Source organism: Acinetobacter sp. SwsAc5 (assembly GCF_013391485.1).
Taxonomy (GTDB): Bacteria; Pseudomonadota; Gammaproteobacteria; order Pseudomonadales; family Moraxellaceae; genus Acinetobacter; species Acinetobacter towneri.
The window spans coordinates 27,143-46,490 of record NZ_JACAXD010000026.1; the positions used below are offsets into that span (position 1 = coordinate 27,143).

At 46.9% G+C, this 19,348-nt stretch carries 19 protein-coding genes and 1 pseudogene; 9 read left to right on the top strand and 11 right to left on the bottom strand.

Features of this window, described 5'->3' with window-relative positions; all coding sequences use genetic code 11:
- The 5 genes from HYG89_RS12970 (at position 1) to HYG89_RS12990 (ending at position 4,678) form a co-directional block, all read left to right on the top strand.
- Entirely contained in the window at positions 1–2,712 is a 2,712-nt protein-coding gene (locus HYG89_RS12970; RefSeq protein ID WP_015060708.1) for a VirB4, read from the top strand.
- The gene (locus HYG89_RS12975) at positions 2,709–3,350 is read left to right on the top strand and encodes a type IV secretion system protein (protein WP_004999358.1); all 642 of its coding nucleotides are present in this window, start codon (positions 2,709–2,711) and stop codon (positions 3,348–3,350) included. The genes HYG89_RS12970 and HYG89_RS12975 overlap by 4 nt, the downstream gene beginning before the upstream one ends.
- A 62-nt stretch (positions 3,351–3,412) precedes the next feature.
- Positions 3,413–3,652: a hypothetical protein gene (locus HYG89_RS12980; protein ID WP_256734012.1), complete on the top strand. Its 240-nt coding sequence runs from the start codon at positions 3,413–3,415 to the stop codon at positions 3,650–3,652.
- A gap of 170 nt (positions 3,653–3,822) precedes the next feature.
- Positions 3,823–3,996, top strand: a complete 174-nt coding sequence (locus HYG89_RS12985) for a hypothetical protein (RefSeq protein WP_256734013.1) — start codon at positions 3,823–3,825, stop codon at positions 3,994–3,996.
- A 199-nt stretch (positions 3,997–4,195) separates the two neighbouring features.
- Positions 4,196–4,678, top strand: coding sequence for a thermonuclease family protein (locus tag HYG89_RS12990; RefSeq protein ID WP_015060706.1), 483 nt, complete (start codon positions 4,196–4,198; stop codon positions 4,676–4,678).
- On the opposite strand, the gene HYG89_RS12995 is transcribed toward HYG89_RS12990, so the two are convergent.
- Both HYG89_RS12995 and HYG89_RS13000 read right to left on the bottom strand, forming a co-directional pair.
- A complete protein-coding gene (locus tag HYG89_RS12995) occupies positions 4,675–6,387 on the bottom strand; it encodes a zeta toxin family protein (protein ID WP_015060705.1) in 1,713 nt (570 codons plus the stop codon). The two genes, HYG89_RS12990 and HYG89_RS12995, sit on opposite strands and share 4 nt — an antisense overlap.
- Positions 6,388–6,570: 183 nt before the next feature.
- Entirely contained in the window at positions 6,571–6,795 is a 225-nt protein-coding gene (locus HYG89_RS13000) for a hypothetical protein (protein WP_015056389.1), read from the bottom strand.
- 151 nt (positions 6,796–6,946) lie between these two features.
- Here HYG89_RS13000 and HYG89_RS13005 point away from each other — a divergent pair, with 151 nt between their 5' ends.
- Complete coding sequence (locus tag HYG89_RS13005) at positions 6,947–7,594, top strand: recombinase family protein (protein ID WP_004993315.1); 648 nt, start codon at positions 6,947–6,949, stop codon at positions 7,592–7,594.
- A gap of 614 nt (positions 7,595–8,208) precedes the next feature.
- On the opposite strand, the gene HYG89_RS13010 is transcribed toward HYG89_RS13005, so the two are convergent.
- Entirely contained in the window at positions 8,209–9,177 is a 969-nt protein-coding gene (locus HYG89_RS13010; protein ID WP_012308653.1) for an IS30 family transposase, read from the bottom strand.
- A 349-nt stretch (positions 9,178–9,526) separates the two neighbouring features.
- Here HYG89_RS13010 and HYG89_RS13015 point away from each other — a divergent pair.
- Positions 9,527–9,772: pseudogene (locus HYG89_RS13015) on the top strand (hypothetical protein); the annotation flags it as partial.
- 249 nt (positions 9,773–10,021) lie between these two features.
- Here the strand turns inward: HYG89_RS13015 and HYG89_RS13020 are convergent.
- The 3 genes from HYG89_RS13020 to groES form a co-directional block, all read right to left on the bottom strand.
- Positions 10,022–11,515 (bottom strand): IS91 family transposase, encoded by a 1,494-nt coding sequence (locus HYG89_RS13020; protein ID WP_043907034.1) that lies wholly within the window; start codon positions 11,513–11,515, stop codon positions 10,022–10,024.
- A 224-nt stretch (positions 11,516–11,739) separates the two neighbouring features.
- A complete protein-coding gene (gene groL, locus HYG89_RS13025) occupies positions 11,740–13,380 on the bottom strand; it encodes a chaperonin GroEL (protein WP_004201176.1) in 1,641 nt (546 codons plus the stop codon).
- A 55-nt stretch (positions 13,381–13,435) separates the two neighbouring features.
- On the bottom strand, positions 13,436–13,726 hold the full coding sequence (gene groES, locus HYG89_RS13030) for a co-chaperone GroES (protein WP_004201172.1): 291 nt from the start codon (positions 13,724–13,726) through the stop codon (positions 13,436–13,438).
- 193 nt (positions 13,727–13,919) lie between these two features.
- On the opposite strand from groES, the gene cutA reads away from it, so the two are divergent.
- Complete coding sequence (gene cutA / locus HYG89_RS13035; protein ID WP_004201171.1) at positions 13,920–14,249, top strand: divalent-cation tolerance protein CutA; 330 nt, start codon at positions 13,920–13,922, stop codon at positions 14,247–14,249.
- A 4-nt stretch (positions 14,250–14,253) separates the two neighbouring features.
- The gene (locus HYG89_RS13040) at positions 14,254–15,285 is read left to right on the top strand and encodes a protein-disulfide reductase DsbD domain-containing protein (protein ID WP_004201169.1); all 1,032 of its coding nucleotides are present in this window, start codon (positions 14,254–14,256) and stop codon (positions 15,283–15,285) included.
- A 10-nt stretch (positions 15,286–15,295) separates the two neighbouring features.
- Here the strand turns inward: HYG89_RS13040 and HYG89_RS13045 are convergent, their stop codons facing one another.
- The 5 genes from HYG89_RS13045 to HYG89_RS13065 all read right to left on the bottom strand — a co-directional run bounded on the left by HYG89_RS13045 (position 15,296) and on the right by HYG89_RS13065 (position 19,177).
- Positions 15,296–15,934 (bottom strand): phosphoribosylanthranilate isomerase, encoded by a 639-nt coding sequence (locus tag HYG89_RS13045; RefSeq protein WP_004201168.1) that lies wholly within the window; start codon positions 15,932–15,934, stop codon positions 15,296–15,298.
- 4 nt (positions 15,935–15,938) lie between these two features.
- Entirely contained in the window at positions 15,939–16,304 is a 366-nt protein-coding gene (gene ble, locus HYG89_RS13050; protein WP_004201167.1) for a bleomycin binding protein Ble-MBL, read from the bottom strand.
- A gap of 3 nt (positions 16,305–16,307) precedes the next feature.
- Positions 16,308–17,120 (bottom strand): subclass B1 metallo-beta-lactamase NDM-1, encoded by an 813-nt coding sequence (locus HYG89_RS13055; protein WP_004201164.1) that lies wholly within the window; start codon positions 17,118–17,120, stop codon positions 16,308–16,310.
- Between the two features lie 100 nt (positions 17,121–17,220).
- Positions 17,221–18,189, bottom strand: coding sequence for an IS30 family transposase (locus HYG89_RS13060; protein WP_012308653.1), 969 nt, complete (start codon positions 18,187–18,189; stop codon positions 17,221–17,223).
- A gap of 208 nt (positions 18,190–18,397) precedes the next feature.
- Entirely contained in the window at positions 18,398–19,177 is a 780-nt protein-coding gene (locus HYG89_RS13065) for an APH(3')-VI family aminoglycoside O-phosphotransferase (protein WP_014386410.1), read from the bottom strand.
- Positions 19,178–19,348: the final 171 nt, after the last annotated feature.

Here is a 19,348-nt window from a genome sequence, read left to right on the forward strand (position 1 = left end):
ATGAGCAAAACCACTGAAAAAAACGAAGAAAAAGACTTGCTGTTTGCGGGTCTTGCCCGAACTGCAAGGGTGGCAAATATACCTGTAGATATTTTCACTTACTTTTTCCTAATTTGTGGTTTTGCTACGTGCTTTTTAGCACTAATTGGCAACCTAAAATTAGGATTAATAATATCGGGAATAATCTATTTATTGTTGGTTGTAGTGACCTACCAAGAAGATAGAGGGATTCAATATTTATGGTTTTCGATCAAACGTAGACTTCAGCGAACTAAAGTTTTTGGTGGCTATAGTTTTGATTCTCACGCAAAAGCTGACGATAAAAATATTGAATATAGTCAAAAGAAATTAGCGGGTGCTGAACAAATGGAAATCAATAATTTACCTTATCTAAGCCCAATCAATGAACATGATATTAAGCTAGTTAATGGTGATATTTTTACGGTTTTAAAAATTACTGGCTTTCCGTATGAAACTAAAAGCTATGCTCAATTAAAGACTTTAAAAAAATATCGTGCAGATATGTTTAAACAACTTGGCTCTCGTTTTGTTGTTAGCGTTTATTATGATCGTCACGAAGTTAAAACCGAAATACCGCCTGCAAATGGCAATGAATTTTCAGATAGTTTTAACCAAAAATATTATGAAAAACTATCTAATGAACGCATGTTTCAAAATGATATTTATGTGTCGTTGCTTGTCCGAAAATCTAACCCAAGTGACCCGCCTTTAACTCGTCTTAAAAATCTGTTTTTCAGAAGTGATAATGAAGAACAAATGATTGCCGAATTAAATAATGCAGTAAGTATGTTTAAAGAGTATCTGCAAGATGCGAACCCAAGACAGCTAGGCACTTATTCAAAAGATAGCGTTTTGTATTCTGAAACAGTGAATTTTCTCGGTTATTTATTAAACTTAGAAAAAGCAGAAATTCCACTTCATCCAACTGAAATCAGAAACTACTTAGGCTATACACGTAGAGTTTTTGCGCCTGATGGAACTATTAAATTCTATCACCCAAGCGGTGAATTAACGGCAGGGGCAATCTATAGTTTGCCTACTCCTAGCTATCCAGAGGGTAGCGATCACACCATGTTAGATGAATTTCTAAAAGTTGATCATCCTTTAATTATTTCTCAAACTTTCATGATGATGGACAGACGTAAATCTATCAGCATGAGTACAACTCGTCAGAACCAATTAAAAAATGCTCAAGACAAGTCAGAATCTCAAATTGAAGCGATTAATGTTGCCATTGATGACTTAGCTTCAGGGCGTATCTTAAACGGCATTTATTCATTAAATGTTTTAGTTACCTCTAAGACCCCATCTGAATTTAAAGAAGCAATGCAGAAAACTAGCGGGGCATTTCAGCGCAATCACATGATACCTAAAAAAGAAGATTTAATTTCTGAACCTACTTTTTACTCTATGTTGATTGGCAACTATCACTTACTCCAAAGACCCGCAACTATTAACACGACTAACTTTGCGGGCTTTGCCAGTATGCACAATAGTTCTACTGGCAAAAAAGATGGCAACCATTGGGGTGAGAATGTCATTCAGCTTAAAACGACAAGTAATACGCCTTACTACTTCAATTTCCATGAACATGATGTAGGTCATACTCGTATCACGACTGGTACTGGTGGCGGTAAGACTACTGTAATTAATACGCTTTTGACTGCTTCAGATAAGTTTAAGCCTTATATTTTTCATTTTGATTTTGAATATTCAGCTTCAGTTTGGATTAAAAGCATGGGCGGGCGACATACTGTTTTAAGTGAAATGGTTAAAACTGGTTGGAATCCATTGCAGTTAGATGACACGGAACAAAACCGTTTGTTTCTAAGAAATCTATTTTCTTTTATGGCTCAAGACTACAACGATAATGGTAATCCAAAGCCTTTAAGCACTGCTGAAGAAAACAAGATCAAAGACGTTGTAGATGCTGTTTATAGCTATGAAAAGCACCTTAGACGGCTTAGAAACTTTATTGGCTTGTTTGGTATGGCTGAAGATAACAACATGGCTGAACGCATGTCAAAATGGGTTAATGATGGGGTTTATGCCAATATTTTTGACAATGAAAGTGACAATTTCTCAATTGATGGCGCTCGAATTTTCGGCTATGAAATGAAAAATGTCATTGATAATGATGTGGTGTTAGGCGCTATGTCTATGTATATCTTCCATCAAATTGATATATCCATGTCTGAGGGCAAGCCCTTTATTGTTGTTGTCGAAGAAGGTCAAAGATATATCAGCAATCCGATTAACTTAGCATGGCTTAAAATCATGCTAACCACGTACCGTAGACGTAACGGTATGATGATCTTTGTTACGCCAACGCCTGAAGTCATTACAAGAGATGACGATCTGATCGGGCAGTTTAAAACATCAATTCTATTGCCGAATGATAAAGCGAATGTCGCTACATATATGGGTAATGAGAAAAATAATGGCTTAGGCTGTACTCAAGCAGAATTTGATTGGGTTGTGAATACACCGCCTTATTTACGCCAATTTATGATTAAAAACTCGCATGATTCAGTTATTAGCAAATTAGATTTAAGCAATATGTCTGAAATTATCCCAATACTTTCAGGCAATGAGTTAAGACACAATATTCTTGAGGAAATATTGAGTAAAGATGAAAACTTGACCTACTCCCAGTGGGTACACGAATTTAACGAAAGGGTGAAATCATGAAAATGAATAAAATAAAAATGTCGGCTGTAGCTTTTGCTTTAGCCTTTACTGCCAACACAGCAAACGCTTGGGACGTTGTATTCGACCCGACAGCCGTTGCAAATATGGTCAAGCAATTGGTTCAAATGCAACAGCAATACGAGATCATGAAGAAACAATATGAAAGTACGACTGGTAATACTGGTATCGGAACTTCAGGCGTTAAGAATGTGCAAGACGTTGTTTCAGGCTCTTGGCAAGACGTAGTAGCCAATCAAAAGACTGGCTCATTTGGTAATGCTCAAAAGGCTTATGACAAAGTGCTTACTACCATTGGTTCAGATGGTATGAATCAATTGCTAGGCAATGATCAATACAAGCGAAATTACAACACGGTTAAGACTGGCTTTGCTTTCAGTGATGCTTCCTATAATGCTTTAAATGAGCATGTAGCAAACTTAACCACACTGAAGAACAAAATTAACTCGACCCGCAATATTAAAGAAGCCCAAGACTTAGCAAATGCCATTGCTATTGAACAAGGTTATATCAACTCGATTGGTGCTAAATTGTCGGCTGTTCAAACTAACCTTGCATCTAACAATGCTTCAAGCGGTGTGACCAGTACGCAAAGCTTTAAATCGTGGTTTGGTAACTAATTTCATCACAAGCTAACAATTCAGGTTGTTAGCTTTTTTTTGTCTAAATTTTAGGATTATCTATGAAAAAAATCATAATCCCTGTATTAGCCTTAATCGCTTTCAATACATACGCTGAAACAGCACAGAATGGCACAGAAACGCCAGTTGCTATAGAGGCTAGTCATACATCACTGACCACTAAAAAAGGCGAAATAGAGGTTAAAAAAGACGGAAAAACTGTATCTGTTTCTAAAGTACCTGAAAGCCCTTTAATTAATACAGTCACAACGGCTTTGTTGCATAAATATGTAAGCATCTGATTTAAATAAATTTAATTTTGGATCAAAAAATAATCAAAACTTTTAAAATCATATAGTTATGAAATCTTTGTGCAACAAAGCCAGTCACAACTACACAAACAACTTCAAAAGCGCCTGAAGCTAAAAAAGTAGTAAAAGAGATCCAATCTGAATCAGTCAAAGAACCTGTAGTGATTTATCAAGCCAGTGAAATTATGCCTGAGCTTAGTCAAGCCGATCTTGACTATATCAAGGCTGTAAATTCAAACGATAAAATCAACTCAATTGAAAGCAAGATCGTTAATAACGAAGCGATTAGCAAAGAAGAATTGAAGATTTTACGCCAAAAGAATCCAAACTACTGATTGACCTTTTTGACAATTTCCTCGCACTCATAACCCACTTAAATCATTCAATAAAGTAGATGCCTGGTTAAGACTGCATACTTGCAGTTTTGACCAAGCATCGGGATATGATTTTTCACAGTAAGAGTTTTAGCACGTATGGACCAAGCAATGAAGTTGCAAGTCCATACGTGCTAAAACGGTTTTATGGTGAACCAAAATGAATAAGCTTTTTTGTATTACCCTTTTTTTGTTTTCAGCATACTGTCACGCTGATTATTACGGCAAAGTCACTTACGTTTTAGACGGTGATACTGTGAGTATCACAAAACCAAACAACACTAAATGGCGGGTTAGACTGTCATTCATAGATGCCCCTGAAGTTGCCAATAATGCTAAAAATTCGCCTACACAGCCTTATGGTCAACAATCGAAACAATATTTAATGTCTATGGTCTTAAACAAAACGGTACTCGTTAAAGAGCATGGAACTGATAACAATGGTAGGTTTCTTGGTGAGCTGTACTTGAATAAATTAAATGTGAATAAAGCAATGGTCGCCAGTGGCTACGCTTGGGCTTATCGCTACAATCTTCCTGATAGAACATACATAGATTTAGAGAATAATGCTCGATCAAAAAAAATCGGGTTATGGAAAAGTCCTAACCCGATTAACCCCTATGACTGGCGAAAGAAATATTAAAATTTCATGCCTGAAGTGGGCTTATCCTGCTTTGGGCTTGACTGGCTTAACTCCTGTACCCTTGAAGCAGATAAAGATTTAAATGTTGTTTGCTGTGCTATCACTCTCTGATCTACAGCCTGTTTTACTTCAGGATTGGTTTCATAGCGTTTCACATATTGATCACCATAGCGGGCTTCAACACTTCTGATTTTTAACTCTACATTTGAATTGTTATGAACGCCTGTTGCATAGGTTTCACCTTTTTTAGTTGTGTGACCTGTGATTTTAATTTCAGCGTCTTTAGGTAAATTAGTGGTTTTAAATAAACCATCTTTTTGACTGTATGCTTCATTGAGCTTGATATAGTCACCATGAGCAACGGATAGCCCATTAGCTGACTTAGCAAAATCAGCACCCAATTTCCCCTCTTGCTTTAGCTGTATTCGGACTTCTTTAATGATTTGGTGTTTATCTAGCTCTGGGGCTTTGCTTTGAAATTGAGATACTTCAGCCTTACTATCTCCTTTCACTTCAGGCGCTTTAGGTTTATTTGATAGCTGTTCATCTACTTTCATTAAAATTTTATTTTCAAGGTTATTTAACTTTTCTTTAACCTCCATATAAACCTGTAATGCCGTAGATTCAGGTTGTTTTGAATCATGATTACCGATCGGCTTATCGAGCATCATTTCATTTTTAGTAACATTGATTAACTCAAGATGATCTCGATTTTGACGGAACATAACTAAATTGTCCTCGCCATCAACTTTGATATTTTTAGATAAATAACCATCTTGTTTTTCAAAATCATCTTTGGCAACAAGTAAGTTGCTAGTTAAGTTACTGACTATTTTTACGTCCATTTTCTCACCTGTACTTTCATCAACTTGGGTCACTTCACTAACCAGTTTTTGATTATTCAATTTAAGTCTGTCACTTTCCTGAAGCCCCTTTACAATCTCAACCTCTGTATATGGGGCAAAGCGTGTTTGCATTGCTTCTATTACTTTGAACCATTTATATTCATGCTGTTGGCGCTCCTGATCTGAAAATGGTCTTTCCCTTTCAGCTTTAAAGTCCTTTTGTTCAATAGCGTTATAGTGACGGTCATAAACGGTTAGCTTGTCTACTATGGGTTCATCTTTTAACTGTTCTATTGTGTTTTCTAGCTTGTGATAAATTTCACTATGAATATCAATATTGACGAAACGCCCAGTTTCATACAGCGCCTTTTCCATTTCATAACGATGGTATATACCTTGTCGTGATGTAATTTCAGGCACAGCCATTATTTTTAATTCAACGTCTTTGTAGCCTTTATCTCTGAAATTTTGAACTGTATTTTTTAAGGTTTGAAAATCTGCACTTGTTTGGTCAAGAACAATATTTTTCTTATGGCTTATAGCTTCTTCAATTAATTCTAAACTCCACTTTTTAGCATCATGGTGGGTGAATCCTGAAGATGTTTTATCATCCAATTTTTGCAGTTCATTATACTTGGGGTGATAGGCTCTTAATTGATCGGGGTCAATAATTACACTCCCGCCTTTATCTTTGAACTGATCTATAGAATCTCTTGCCAACTTGCCTTTACCCGATGCAGGCTGACCGCCAGTAATGACGACTTTAGGGCTGACTATAGACAGTGAGTTATTCAGAAAATCAGCTTTAATTTTCTCAAATACAAGGCTATGTTCTTCGTCACTTAGTTTGTATTGGTTGTCCATTGATCACCCTTTCATTGTGCCTTAAAGAATGTTCCAACAAACTTATAAACTGTAGGTAGTAATATCAGTCCACAAAATCCAATAATGCCTACAGTGTTATCTGATAAGTTCTCTGAAACAAACACTACGCCCAAGCAACCATAAATCACGACTAGACTTATAATTAGCTTCAGCAAAAAATTTTCATTCCTGATTACTCTGCTCGCTTTTATAGGCTTCACTATGTTTCTTGATTGATTGTATCAACTGTTCTCTATCTTGCTCGTACAAGCCCTGAAGCTCCATTGAAAGAGCCTGTCTATCATCTTCAGGCAAATGTCCTGAAGTACGCAATCCTATACGGTTTGATATGCCAGTCTGTGCAATCCTTAATAATTCAGATTCGCTTAGATCATTAAAATTAATCATCGTTATTTTTCCTTATACCTGAAGATATATAACAATAGGGTATACCCTATTGTTATATAATAATACACCCTAAAAACCCTATAACAATAGGGTTGTTTTGTTAATCTAATGTGATATAACATTGAGGTTATCTAATTTTGTTATACTGGTTATGGAAAAAGAAAATTTAGATATTGAAGATCAAATTAAAAACACACCCTTTCAAAGAGTGGGGTATATCCGTGTATCCACTAAAGACCAAAACCCTGAAAGACAGCTCCATGATCTACCCTTTGAGCTAGATAAAACTTTTATTGATCATTTTAGCGGAAAGACTGCCAAACGCCCTGCACTTCAGGAAATGTTCGATTATGTCCGTAGTGGGGACATTGTGTACGCTCATGATGTTTTTAGATTGGCACGTAGCTTGATTGACCTTGTAACCATTGTTCAAAAGCTAAATAAAAAAGGAGTGTCTGTTCATATTGTCAAAAATAACCTGAACTTTACCCCCAATTCAGATGACAAGTTCGATAAGTTTCAACTCCATGTATTAGGCGCTGTAGCTGAACTTGAAAGGGGTATTATTAGTGAGAATCAAGCAGAGGGAATTAAATTAGCTAAAAAAAAGAAAGGTAAATACAAGGGAAGATCGCCTGCGATTACAGAAGAAAAACTAAAAGAGTTAATTCATACCCTTAAAAATAAGGACGATTCATACCCTTTCACTCAAATAGCTAAAGATTATGGTGTTAGTTATATGACTTTAATTCGATATAGGAAAAAGTATGCAAAACAAATTAACGCCCAGTCTGATTGACCTTTTTGACAATTTTCTCGCACTCATAACAAAAAATAAAGGAAAATTTTAAGATCAATTGGATTTAAGATATACAACAATTATGTTTAAACCTATATAAGAAAACACATTAAGCTTCTTTTATAAGGCATTTTTAAAATGATAATTCAACATAAAAGTCCCTCATCCTCGCCTTCTTTCAAAGTGAGAAGGCGATTTCAATAGCAATATGAATCACTCATTATAAACATTCATTCAGTTTAGAAATAATCTAGAGATATTATGATTAACAGCAGAATTATCGATAAAATCAAATAAGTATTGATATTATTAAAGCTCTTAAGATAATTTAACATTCGTCATTTCCCATAAGAATTTAATAAAATACTATATGGCTGACAGATAGATAAAAGACTAGGAAAAGAAAAGCAGACAAAAAAATACCATCGATAATAAAATCGGTTAAAAATGTTGCACGATGAAATTTAAATAAACTTGTAAAGCTAATAAATTAACAATTTTATATTCATAAAAACTTAAATCACAAGTTAAGCTAATAAACAGTTTTAGATATTTTAAATAAGTTCATTTTAAAAACCAAAATTTAGATTTATTGGTGATATAAAACGGCGAATTCAAACATGAGGTGCGACAGTTTCAAAAGCCATATGATAATCAACAAGCTGAGCAAATTTCTCTAATGGTGTAAGCCAATCTAACGCCTTTCTAGGACGAGTATTCAGTGACATGGCAACTTGATTTAAATAATGCTGATCTGCCTGATTTAAATCAATCCCTTTAGGTAAATATTGCCTAATTAAACCATTCATATTTTCGCATGTGCCTTTTTGCCAGGGTGAATGTGGGTCACAGAAATATACATCTATGCCTAAATCTTCTTCGAGTATTTTATGTTCTGACATCTCACGTCCACGGTCATAGGTCAACGTTTTACGCAGTTCTGCAGGTAAATATTTCAGAGCTTCAGTTAAAGCCTTGCGCACTGATTCTGCCTTTGCATCAGGTAATGTTGCCAAGATACAGAGCCGTGTATTTCGTTCAATAAGTGTTGCTATCGAACTTTTATTGTCTTTACCTTTAATTAAATCAGCTTCCCAATGACCCGGTATTTTTCTTTCTTGAACTTCGGCTGGGCGCTCATGAATAGTTTTAATATCCTGTAATATAGAATCTTTTTTAGGTTCACCGTTAGCTTTTCGCTTTTTATTTTCATGACGTAGACAGGATAATAAGTCTTTTTTCAACTCACCCTTGGGTAATGCTCGTATCGTTGAATAAATCGTTGTATGGCTTACATTCATTGTTTGATCCAAATCAGGAAATGTCTTTAAACGCTTTGCTATTTGCTGAGGAGACCATAAACAACGGATCGCTTCAACAATAAATTTCCAGAGGATTGAATCGATTTTGAGTTTTCTGTGACCACGTCTACGTCTAGCAAAAGTGTTATCAGAAGCATATTGAGCTTGATAAACGTCATTGATGCTATTTCTTTTAAGCTCACGATAGATCGTACTAGGATGTCTTTTAATGAGTTCAGCAAATTTTCTGGCTGAAAAGCCTTCTTTTCTTGACTCAAGCATTAATGCAGTACGATCTTCAAAGTTAAGATGATGGTATGACAATTTTATATACTCCATAAACCCTTTAAATTAATTAGGTGGTTTATGTCGCACTTCAAGTTTTACTCTGCCCTCCATTGTTTTCAATTTATCGGATTTCTAAAAACATGAGATATATGTTTCAATAAAAGTTTTTAAGAACTTTATACACCAAATACCAATGCTTCACTTATGATAAAGTGGATTAAAATTGCAGAAAATGGGTAAATCCATAAAAAATGTCAACATCTTCAAATATACAATTGTATTTCAATTTCCGTTGTTTATAGTTGGAACATTTTTTTAAATCTCTACACTCAAGGTTAGATTTATGTCTACTGCTCATAAAAAAGCATCCTTATTGCAAAAAGTCAGTAAAGGACTCACAGTTGGTTCAGTCATTACAGGAAGCACGTTTTTACATGGTCCCCCTGTTTTGGCACTCGGTTTTACCAAGCTGTTTAAAAAATCAAAAAAAGTAGACGAAACCAATATTCAATTGGCCAATAGCTGGATTGGTGTAAACAACCACCTGATTGAAAAGGTGCTGCCAAACCTAAAGTGGGATATGGGTATAGGAAGTTCAACCGCCCTTTTTGGCGAGTCTGGCGGGTAGGAAGCGGCCGCGCAAGCGCCGCTTTGGGCACAGATCGGGCACAGATCGGGGGTTCATGCGTGGGTTTTCGACATCGCGGGGCCACGCAGCGGCTCAGTGCGTAGCCATTTCTCACCGAATCCCGGCACAGGGCCGAGCGCAGCCCTGCGGGGTCGTGGCCGCATCGGATCGGACTCTGGCTTGGCTGCCGGCTGTGTGGCCGGCGCCTCATCACGCGGCGGGCGGCGGGGCGCGCGCTGCGGGCCGGTAGTGCGCTTGCTCCAGCGCGCCGTGTTTCTCGAAGTGGGCGAGGATGGCGCGAATGGCCTTGGGGTCTTCGATGCTGGCGACGATCCGCACCGCGCCGCCGCAGTGGGCGCAGGTGGTGATGTCGATGGAAAAGACCCGCTTGAGCCGTTGCGCCCAGCTCATCGCACGGCGCTTCTGCTCGGGGCTGCGCGGCTCGTCGTGGGCGCTGACGTCCACTGGCGCCGCATCGCCCGCAGGCCGCCTGCCGCGCCCCGAGGGCGTCAGCTGCGCGCGCAGGTTTGCATTCGGGGCGAATACGCCGTGGAAGCGGGTGAGATGCGCGCGTGGCGGCGGGACCAGTGCCGCCAGCTTGGCGATGAAGTCCACCGCATCCCATTCGACATGCGTGGTGCCATTGCGCCACGGCGTCTTGAGCTGGTAACGCACCCTGCCCTGTGGCGAGATCGATAGCCGCTGCTCGCTGATCGCCGGGCGCGTGATGTAGCGGCACAGCTTTTCGAGCTTGTGGCTTTCGTGTGCTTCCGCGGCCACGCCGGCATGCAGCGAGAAGCCGCCGACCTTGCCGGCGTCGCCCTCCAGCGGACCGGCGTCGCCAGGCAGCGTTTGCAGCGTGACGACCTTGCGGCCAGCGTCGCGACCGGTGGCGATGCGGTAGGTCATCGAACTCATCCGCAGCCCATCCATGCCGTCGTCGCTACCCGCGCTGTCGGACAGGAACACGGATTCGTCTTCGCCTTCGAGCCAGCCGCGGCGCGACAGGTGCCGGCACACGCGATGCGCGATGGTGTTGGCCAGTTCCGTCAGTTGCGCCGATGTGGGCGCACGGGTGCGGTGCAGGCGCGGCTTGCGCTGCGGACGCTCGGTGGTGTCCTCGTACACGCCGTCGAGCCACAGCATGTGGAAGTGGATGTTGAGATTCAGCGCGCTGCCGAAGCGCTGGATCAGGGTCACCACGCCGCATTGCGCCGTATCCCGCGGCACGCCGGCCTGATCGGCAAGCCAACCGGCGATCACACGATGCACGATGCCCAGCACCGGGCCGATCGCCTCAGGCTTGCTGGCGAACAGGAAGCGCAACGGGTACGGGAAACTCAGCACCCATTGCCGCACCGGCCGCGGGCCGAACACCTCGTCCACCAGATGCCGCGCCGACTCGGCCATGCGCCGTGCGCCGCAGCTCGGGCACAGCCCGCGCTTCTTGCAGGAATACGCCACCAGCCTCTCGGCACGACAGTGCTCGCAGACCACGCGCAGGAAGCCGTGCTCGAGCACGCCGCAGCGCAGGTAGGTCTCGAACTCCTCGCGCACATACTCGGGCAGCGGGCGGTCTTCGGCCTCAAGACGCGCGATGAAGTCCGGGTAGTGCGCCTGCACTAGCGCGTACAGCAGCGTGCGCTCGGGCAGGTGGCGCGCGTAACGCGCAGCGGCGTGGGCGGCCGGCAGTGGCGCGCACACCTCGGCCTGCCGCCGGGGTGCGGTCAGGCGCGGCACGCAGCGCTCCGTTGCAGGGACGGCTGCTCAGGGTTGCGCCCGCGAGCACGCGTTCATATCGGCGTTTTCTGATCTTCGCGTCAGACATTGCCGCGGGGCGGGTAGGAAGTCTCCCGCCTCGGACGCCAGAACGCACAAAGCCCGGCACGAGGCCGGGCTTTGTGGTCTTGCTTGATGGATCGCGGGGCTTAGAAATCCATGCCGCCCATGCCGCCCATGCCGCCGCCGGCCGGCATCGCCGGCTCGTCCTTCTTCGGGGCCTCGGCCACCATCGCTTCGGTGGTGATCATCAGGCCCGCGATCGACGCGGCGTTCTGCAGCGCGGTGCGGGTGACCTTGGTCGGGTCCAGGATGCCGAACTCGATCATGTCGCCGAACTCGCCGTTGGCGGCGTTGTAGCCGAACGCACCCGAACCTTCGACCACGCGGTTGAGGATGACCGACGGCTCATCGCCGGCATTGGTCACGATCTCGCGCAGCGGGGCTTCCATCGCGCGCAGGGCGATCTGGATGCCGTGGTTCTGGTCTTCGTTCACGCCCTTGATGCCGGCGATCGCCGCCTTGGCACGGATCAGGGCGACGCCGCCGCCCGGGACGATGCCTTCCTCGACGGCCGCACGGGTCGCGTGCAGGGCGTCTTCGACGCGCGCCTTCTTTTCCTTCATCTCGACTTCGGTGGCGGCACCGACCTTGATCACCGCAACGCCGCCGGCCAGCTTGGCCACGCGCTCCTGCAGCTTCTCGCGGTCGTAGTCGGAGGAGGTCTCCTCGATCTGCGCCTTGATCTGCTTGATGCGCGCCTCGATGCCCGCGCCTTCGCCGGCGCCATCGATGATGGTGGTGTTTTCCTTCGACACCTGGATCTTCTTGGCGCGGCCGAGGTCCTTGATGGTGGCCTTCTCCAGCGACAGGCCGACTTCCTCGGAAATCACCACGCCGCCGGTCAGGATCGCCATGTCTTCCAGCATCGCCTTGCGACGGTCGCCGAAGCCCGGGGCCTTCACCGCGCAGACCTTGACGATGCCGCGGATGGTGTTGACCACCAGGGTCGCCAGCGCTTCGCCTTCGACTTCCTCCGCCACGATCAGCAGCGGCTTGCCGGCCTTGGCCACGCCCTCGAGGACGGGCAGCAGGTCGCGCACGTTGGAGATCTTCTTGTCGTACAGCAGGATGAAGGGATCATCCAGGTCGGCCGACATCGACTGCTGGTTGTTGACGAAGTACGGGCTCAGGTAGCCGCGGTCGAACTGCATGCCCTCGACCACGTCGAGTTCGTTGTCCAGGCCGCTGCCTTCCTCGACCGTGATCACGCCTTCCTTGCCGACCTTGTCCATCGCCTGCGCGATCAGGTCGCCGATGTTGGCATCCGAGTTCGCGGAGATCGCGCCGACCTGGGCGATTTCCTTGCTGGTCGACGACGGCTTGGACAGCGACTTCAGTTCGCCGACCGCGGCCTTCACCGCCTGGTCGATGCCGCGCTTCAGGTCCATCGGGTTCATGCCGGCGGCGACCGCCTTCATGCCCTCGCGGATGAACGCCTGCGCCAGCACGGTGGCGGTGGTGGTGCCGTCGCCGGCGTTGTCGGAGGTCTTGGAAGCGACTTCCTTCACCATCTGCGCGCCCATGTTCTCGAACGCGTCAGCCAGTTCGATTTCCTTGGCGACGGAGACGCCGTCCTTGGTGATGGTCGGCGCGCCGTAGCTCTTCTGCAGCACGACGTTGCGGCCCTTCGGGCCGAGGGTCGCCTTCACGGCGTTGGCGAGCACGTTGACGCCGCGCACCATCTTGGAGCGCGCGTCTTCGCCGAAACGAATGTCCTTGGCAGCCATTGCGAATTACCTCGAAAAATTATTCGGATGAGAAATGTGTGGGAGCGACGCGCGATCAGCCGAGGATCGCGAACAGGTCGTCTTCCTTCACCACCAGCAGCTCGACGCCGTCCAGCTTCACTTCGGTGCCGCTGTACTTGCCGAACAGCACCTTGTCGCCGACCTTGACCTGCGGCGCGCGGACCTGGCCGTTGTCCAGCACCTTGCCGGTGCCGACGGCGACGACTTCGCCCTTGATCGGCTTCTCGGTGGCCGAATCCGGGATCACGATCCCGCCGGCGGACAGCTTCTCTTCTTCCATGCGCTTGATGACCACGCGGTCGTGCAGCGGCTTGATATTGGACATGGCAACCTCGGTAAATGGTTGATTGACGTGGAAAAACCCGGCGATTTTAGCAGTCGCGCGAAGCGAGTGCCAAACCGCGGACAACAGAACCGGGCGAACCCGGCATGCCACCGAGATGGGGCGGGCCCGCCGACTTTCAAGGGCCGCACGCGGATGTCCGCCAGGCCCGCCGGATCGGGGCAGCCGCTACCCTATGCCGGTGAGCGCCCTGATCTGCTTCTGCACCTGTCCCGACGCCGACAGCGCCGAGCGCATCGCCACCGCGCTGGTGGCCGAGCGCCTGGCCGCCTGCGTCAACCTCCTGCCCGGCCTGCGTTCGGTCTATCGCTGGCAACGCAAGGTCGAGGCCGCGGCCGAGGTCCTGCTGCTGGTCAAGACCAGTGCCGAGGCCTACCCCGCCCTGCAGGAACGCCTGCGCCAACTGCATCCCTACGAACTCCCGGAGCTGCTCGCGGTCGAAGCCGCGTCCGGCCTGCCCGAATACCTGCAATGGCTGGCCGCCGAGAGCCGACCGGTAAACTGAGCCAATGACCGCATCCACGATCCGCCTGCGCCGCTGGCTGGCCGGGCTCGCCCTGCTGCTTGCGCTGCCCGCGACCTCGGCCGTCGCCCAGGACTTCGAACTGCCGCCGGTCGACGAGGTCTTCGTCCTGTCCGCGCAGGCCACCGCGCCGGACCGCATCGAGGTGCGCTGGCGGATCGCCGACGGCTATTACCTGTACCGGCACCGCACCTCGGTCAAGGCCGATGCCGCCTTCACCGGCGCGACCATGGCGCTGCCGAAGGGCAAGGCCTACCGCGACGAATTCTTCGGCGACGTCGAAACCTACCGCAAGGAATTGCTCGGCACCCTCACCGGCACGCCCGCGGCCGGCGCGAGCGCGACCACCCTGACCGTGAAGTACCAGGGCTGCGCCGATGCCGGCGTGTGCTACCCGCCGCAGACCCGCACCCTGAAGGTCGCGTTGCCGGGCGAAGCGGGCGCTGGCGGCTTCGGCTGTAAGGCGCGCGGGCTGCATGATTATGTCGTCAAGAACGGCTCTGCCGATCATCCCAACGCCGAGGTGAAATTCGCACTGGGTGATGTGGTCAACACCATGATCGGCTGCACTAATGGTGAAACGATCATGCTGTGCCACGACACCTCGCTGCCGCGCCCCTATTCTCTCGGCTTTCGGGTGCAAGGCACCGAGGGGCTGTGGATGGACGTCAACAAGTCGATCTATCTGGAGGGCAAGAGCCCACAGCCGCACCGCTGGGAGCCTGCCGAGGGCTGGTTTGCGAAATACGATCACCCGCTATGGAAACGCTACGCCGATCTGGCGGCAGGGGCCGGGCATGGCGGGATGGACTGGTTCGTGATCCACGCTTTTGTCGAGGCGCTGAAGGCCAAGGCCCCGATGCCAATCGACATTTACGACGCGCTGGCCTGGAGCGCGATCACGCCTCTGTCGGAACAATCGATTGCTGAGGGCAATCGCACGTTAGATTTTCCCGACTTCACCCGAGGGCAGTGGCGCACCCGCAAGCCGATCTTTGCGCTGAACGACGCCTATTGATCGACGCGATTTAGGCCAAGCGCACCGCAAAGGCGAAATTGGTAATCTTGTCGGTATCCTTGACGCCCGGCGCGCTTTCGACGCCGCTGGAGGTATCGACCAGCGGCGCTCCGGTGCGCGCAATCGCCTCGGCAACATTCGTCGGATTTAGCCCGCCTGCCAGCCCCCACGGCAAGGCACCGCGATATCCGGCCAGCAGCGACCAGTCGAACGCCAACCCCATGCCGCCGGGCAGCGCGCCTTTGGGGGTCTTGGCGTCGAACAAGATCAAGTCCGCCGCCCCGGCATAGGCTGCGGCGCGTGCGACATCGCTGGCGCTGGCGACGGGCAGCGCCTTCCACACCGGCTTGCCAAACCGCGCGCGCAACTGGGCCACGCGTTCGGGCGATTCCGAACCGTGCAGCTGCAGCGCGTTCAGCTTGGCTGCCACCAGTGCGTCGGCGATGACAGCATCATCCGCATCGACGAACAAACCGACCATGGCGATCTGGCCAGCTGCGCGCGATGTCAAAGCGCCCGCGACATTCGACGTAACCGCACGGGGCGACGCTGGATAGAACACCAACCCGGCATAGTCCGCCCGCGCCGCGATGGTCGCATCGAGCGCCTCGGGTGTGCTGATCCCGCAAATCTTGATTTTCGCGGGCATGCGGTCAGTCGGGGTTCTGGATCAGCCGCACCAGCGTGCAGTCGGGATCGATCAGGTAGCCGATCCTCAGGCCGCTCGCCTCCAGTTGCGGAGCTTTGAAGCGCGGCCAGCCGGTGCTTTTTTCCTCGGCTCCCGCCGCGTTCACCAATGCCACCATGGCATCGAGATCATCCAACCGCAGGCAACAGCCGAACGAGCTCGTAGCTGGGTCGAGGTCAGGATAGGGGAAGAATTCGAGCTGCAAACCGCCGCGCTGCAGGATCATCCAGCCGCGATCCTTCCAACTCGTCGCAAAGCCCAGCTTCGCATAAAACGCCTCTGTCACATCGAAATCGCGCGATGGCAGATTGGGGGTGACGTGGTCAGCCATGGCTCAGCGCAGCTTGTCGGCCATGCGGGCCGTATGAGTGATTGCGGCGCGGCTATCGGGGGCGGAATGGCTCATCACGATCATGCTGGCCTTGGGGAACGCCGCACCAAACGCGCGCGCTGACGCGGCGTAGTGCTCAGTGTCGGCATCACCGAGATTGCCGAGCGACTTGGCCTTGCTGTCCTTGATCAGGCAGCCACCAAAAGCGATGTCGGTGCCGTCGATCCCAACGGTGATATTGTCACTGGTGTGGCCGGGGCCGGGGTAAAATACCTTGAGCGGGCCAAAGTTGGGCGCGGTTGCTGGTTCGACCCAGCCATTGGCGGCGAAAGTCAGGCTGTGTTGCGCCGCAACCATCCCCTCTTGCGGGGCAAGCTGGTTCGACAACGCATTGGCATAAGTCGCAATCCCCGCCGCATGCAGCGCGTCCATACCGCCCATCTTGTCCTGATGCGCGTGAGTCACCACCGCCAGCGCGACCGGCAGGTTGATCTCCTGCTTGATCCAGTTGAGGATCTGGGCGGTCTGGTCATCGGTCCAGGCGGTATCGACCACCAGCACGCGGCCGCCATCCCTGACGATCAAACCGTTGGAAGCGACTGCCCCGAAACCCGGCATGTCGAGATAGGAAGTGTGCTGCCAGACATTCGGTGCGAGCTGGCGGAAAACCAGATCGCCAAACCGTTGGTCGCCAGTTTCCATTTGCTGGCCAATCGTCGGGCGGATTTCACCGGGCATGCACCCGCTCAGCATCAATGCAGCGGCTAATGCGGTGCTCAGCTTCGCGACCGGGTGCATAATATTGGGCAATTCCATCAAGTTTTCCTTTTATTCAGCATTAAAAACCCCGCAAATGCGAGGCCTAGTAAATAGATGATCTTAATTTGGTTCACTGTAGCAAAAATATGGGGCGAATTCAAACATGAGGTGCGACAGTTTCAAAAGCCATATGATAATCAACAAGCTGAGCAAATTTCTCTAATGGTGTAAGCCAATCTAACGCCTTTCTAGGACGAGTATTCAGTGACATGGCAACTTGATTTAAATAATGCTGATCTGCCTGATTTAAATCAATCCCTTTAGGTAAATATTGCCTAATTAAACCATTCATATTTTCGCATGTGCCTTTTTGCCAGGGTGAATGTGGGTCACAGAAATATACATCTATGCCTAAATCTTCTTCGAGTATTTTATGTTCTGACATCTCACGTCCACGGTCATAGGTCAACGTTTTACGCAGTTCTGCAGGTAAATATTTCAGAGCTTCAGTTAAAGCCTTGCGCACTGATTCTGCCTTTGCATCAGGTAATGTTGCCAAGATACAGAGCCGTGTATTTCGTTCAATAAGTGTTGCTATCGAACTTTTATTGTCTTTACCTTTAATTAAATCAGCTTCCCAATGACCCGGTATTTTTCTTTCTTGAACTTCGGCTGGGCGCTCATGAATAGTTTTAATATCCTGTAATATAGAATCTTTTTTAGGTTCACCGTTAGCTTTTCGCTTTTTATTTTCATGACGTAGACAGGATAATAAGTCTTTTTTCAACTCACCCTTGGGTAATGCTCGTATCGTTGAATAAATCGTTGTATGGCTTACATTCATTGTTTGATCCAAATCAGGAAATGTCTTTAAACGCTTTGCTATTTGCTGAGGAGACCATAAACAACGGATCGCTTCAACAATAAATTTCCAGAGGATTGAATCGATTTTGAGTTTTCTGTGACCACGTCTACGTCTAGCAAAAGTGTTATCAGAAGCATATTGAGCTTGATAAACGTCATTGATGCTATTTCTTTTAAGCTCACGATAGATCGTACTAGGATGTCTTTTAATGAGTTCAGCAAATTTTCTGGCTGAAAAGCCTTCTTTTCTTGACTCAAGCATTAATGCAGTACGATCTTCAAAGTTAAGATGATGGTATGACAATTTTATATACTCCATAAACCCTTTAAATTAATTAGGTGGTTTATGTCGCACTTCAAGTTTTACTCTGCCAACTTTAAATCAGTGGCTCCACTAACACTCTTCACTTATTTATTTAAAATTTAGCGACGTTAAAAGACAATTAAGTATTTTTAGATAATGCTTAGAATCAATTCAATTCATCAAGTTTTAAAAAATAATTCCTTTTGTCAGGTCTATCATTTTTTAAATGCTTTAAAAATATTTTAGCAGTTTCCTCCGAGGCATCCTCTCTTAGGCAACGTTCAACAAAGGATATATCTACAAATTCATCAGCTAACCCAGCACGGCCAAGATCTAAAAAGTAAATTTCATTGAATTTATCTATAAAAATATTACTATCCGTGATATCGCCATGAGAAAAAACCAATCTTTCTTCAACACGAGTCTCAGTTAACTCATTCCATAGACTTAGGTAAGTTCTATGGTCTCCCCATAATTCAGCGTCAAAATCATCTTGATCTATATCGTCAAGGAGTTGGTTATCAATAAAAAATTTTGACTCTTTTAACCGATGATCAATGTTTGAAATAAATGGACAATCAATAATAGCAACTGAATTTAACAGATTGAGTGCCTCCTTATAGATAGCAAGCAATTCTTGGTCTGTTAAAAAAAGCGCTGAAATTGGTTTTGCATTGATCGCTTTAGTGATCATTAATTCAAACTGCTCATCCTGAAAAGTCATGATGAGTTCAGGCACCTTTAATTTCTCAGAGAGCCAACTCAACATTTTCGCTTCGCGAGAGACACTGTATGTGGTCTCTGTATATAAAGTGCTAGATCGCTTAAGAAAAAAAGTTTCATTATTTCGATTAAAAGAATAAACATCCGATGGCGACTGACCAATTTTATTTGGCTCTAAAACGCTGTTTCCAATAAATTGTTGAATAATATTGGGCAATTCCATCAAGTTTTCCTTTTATTCAGCATTAAAAACCCCGCAAATGCGAGAGAGGTGGTCCCACTTGTTTGAACAACTAAAAGCGTATTTATAAGTGATATTCCGCTCTAGTTAAGCCACCTTGTTTTGTTGGGGTAGCTGATCATAGTAAAACTCATTTGGTGTCATTTTGTCTAG

Excerpts from the sequence above, each read along its gene's own strand:
- groL (WP_004201176.1), bottom strand. The coding sequence starts at position 13,380 with ATGGCTGCCAAGGACATTCGTTTCGGCGAAGACGCGCGCTCCAAGATG.
- HYG89_RS13005 (WP_004993315.1), top strand. The coding sequence starts at position 6,947 with ATGGAAAAAGAAAATTTAGATATTGAAGATCAAATTAAAAACACACCC.
- HYG89_RS13010 (WP_012308653.1), bottom strand. The coding sequence starts at position 9,177 with ATGCTTGAGTCAAGAAAAGAAGGCTTTTCAGCCAGAAAATTTGCTGAA.
- HYG89_RS13065 (WP_014386410.1), bottom strand. The coding sequence starts at position 19,177 with ATGGAATTGCCCAATATTATTCAACAATTTATTGGAAACAGCGTTTTA.
- HYG89_RS13040 (WP_004201169.1), top strand. The coding sequence starts at position 14,254 with ATGACCGCATCCACGATCCGCCTGCGCCGCTGGCTGGCCGGGCTCGCC.
- ble (WP_004201167.1), bottom strand. The coding sequence starts at position 16,304 with ATGGCTGACCACGTCACCCCCAATCTGCCATCGCGCGATTTCGATGTG.
- HYG89_RS12980 (WP_256734012.1), top strand. The coding sequence starts at position 3,413 with ATGAAAAAAATCATAATCCCTGTATTAGCCTTAATCGCTTTCAATACA.
- HYG89_RS12990 (WP_015060706.1), top strand. The coding sequence starts at position 4,196 with ATGAATAAGCTTTTTTGTATTACCCTTTTTTTGTTTTCAGCATACTGT.
- HYG89_RS12970 (WP_015060708.1), top strand. The coding sequence starts at position 1 with ATGAGCAAAACCACTGAAAAAAACGAAGAAAAAGACTTGCTGTTTGCG.
- cutA (WP_004201171.1), top strand. The coding sequence starts at position 13,920 with ATGCCGGTGAGCGCCCTGATCTGCTTCTGCACCTGTCCCGACGCCGAC.
- HYG89_RS13055 (WP_004201164.1), bottom strand. The coding sequence starts at position 17,120 with ATGGAATTGCCCAATATTATGCACCCGGTCGCGAAGCTGAGCACCGCA.
- HYG89_RS13045 (WP_004201168.1), bottom strand. The coding sequence starts at position 15,934 with ATGCCCGCGAAAATCAAGATTTGCGGGATCAGCACACCCGAGGCGCTC.
- HYG89_RS13000 (WP_015056389.1), bottom strand. The coding sequence starts at position 6,795 with ATGATTAATTTTAATGATCTAAGCGAATCTGAATTATTAAGGATTGCA.
- HYG89_RS12975 (WP_004999358.1), top strand. The coding sequence starts at position 2,709 with ATGAAAATGAATAAAATAAAAATGTCGGCTGTAGCTTTTGCTTTAGCC.
- groES (WP_004201172.1), bottom strand. The coding sequence starts at position 13,726 with ATGTCCAATATCAAGCCGCTGCACGACCGCGTGGTCATCAAGCGCATG.
- HYG89_RS12995 (WP_015060705.1), bottom strand. The coding sequence starts at position 6,387 with ATGGACAACCAATACAAACTAAGTGACGAAGAACATAGCCTTGTATTT.
- HYG89_RS13060 (WP_012308653.1), bottom strand. The coding sequence starts at position 18,189 with ATGCTTGAGTCAAGAAAAGAAGGCTTTTCAGCCAGAAAATTTGCTGAA.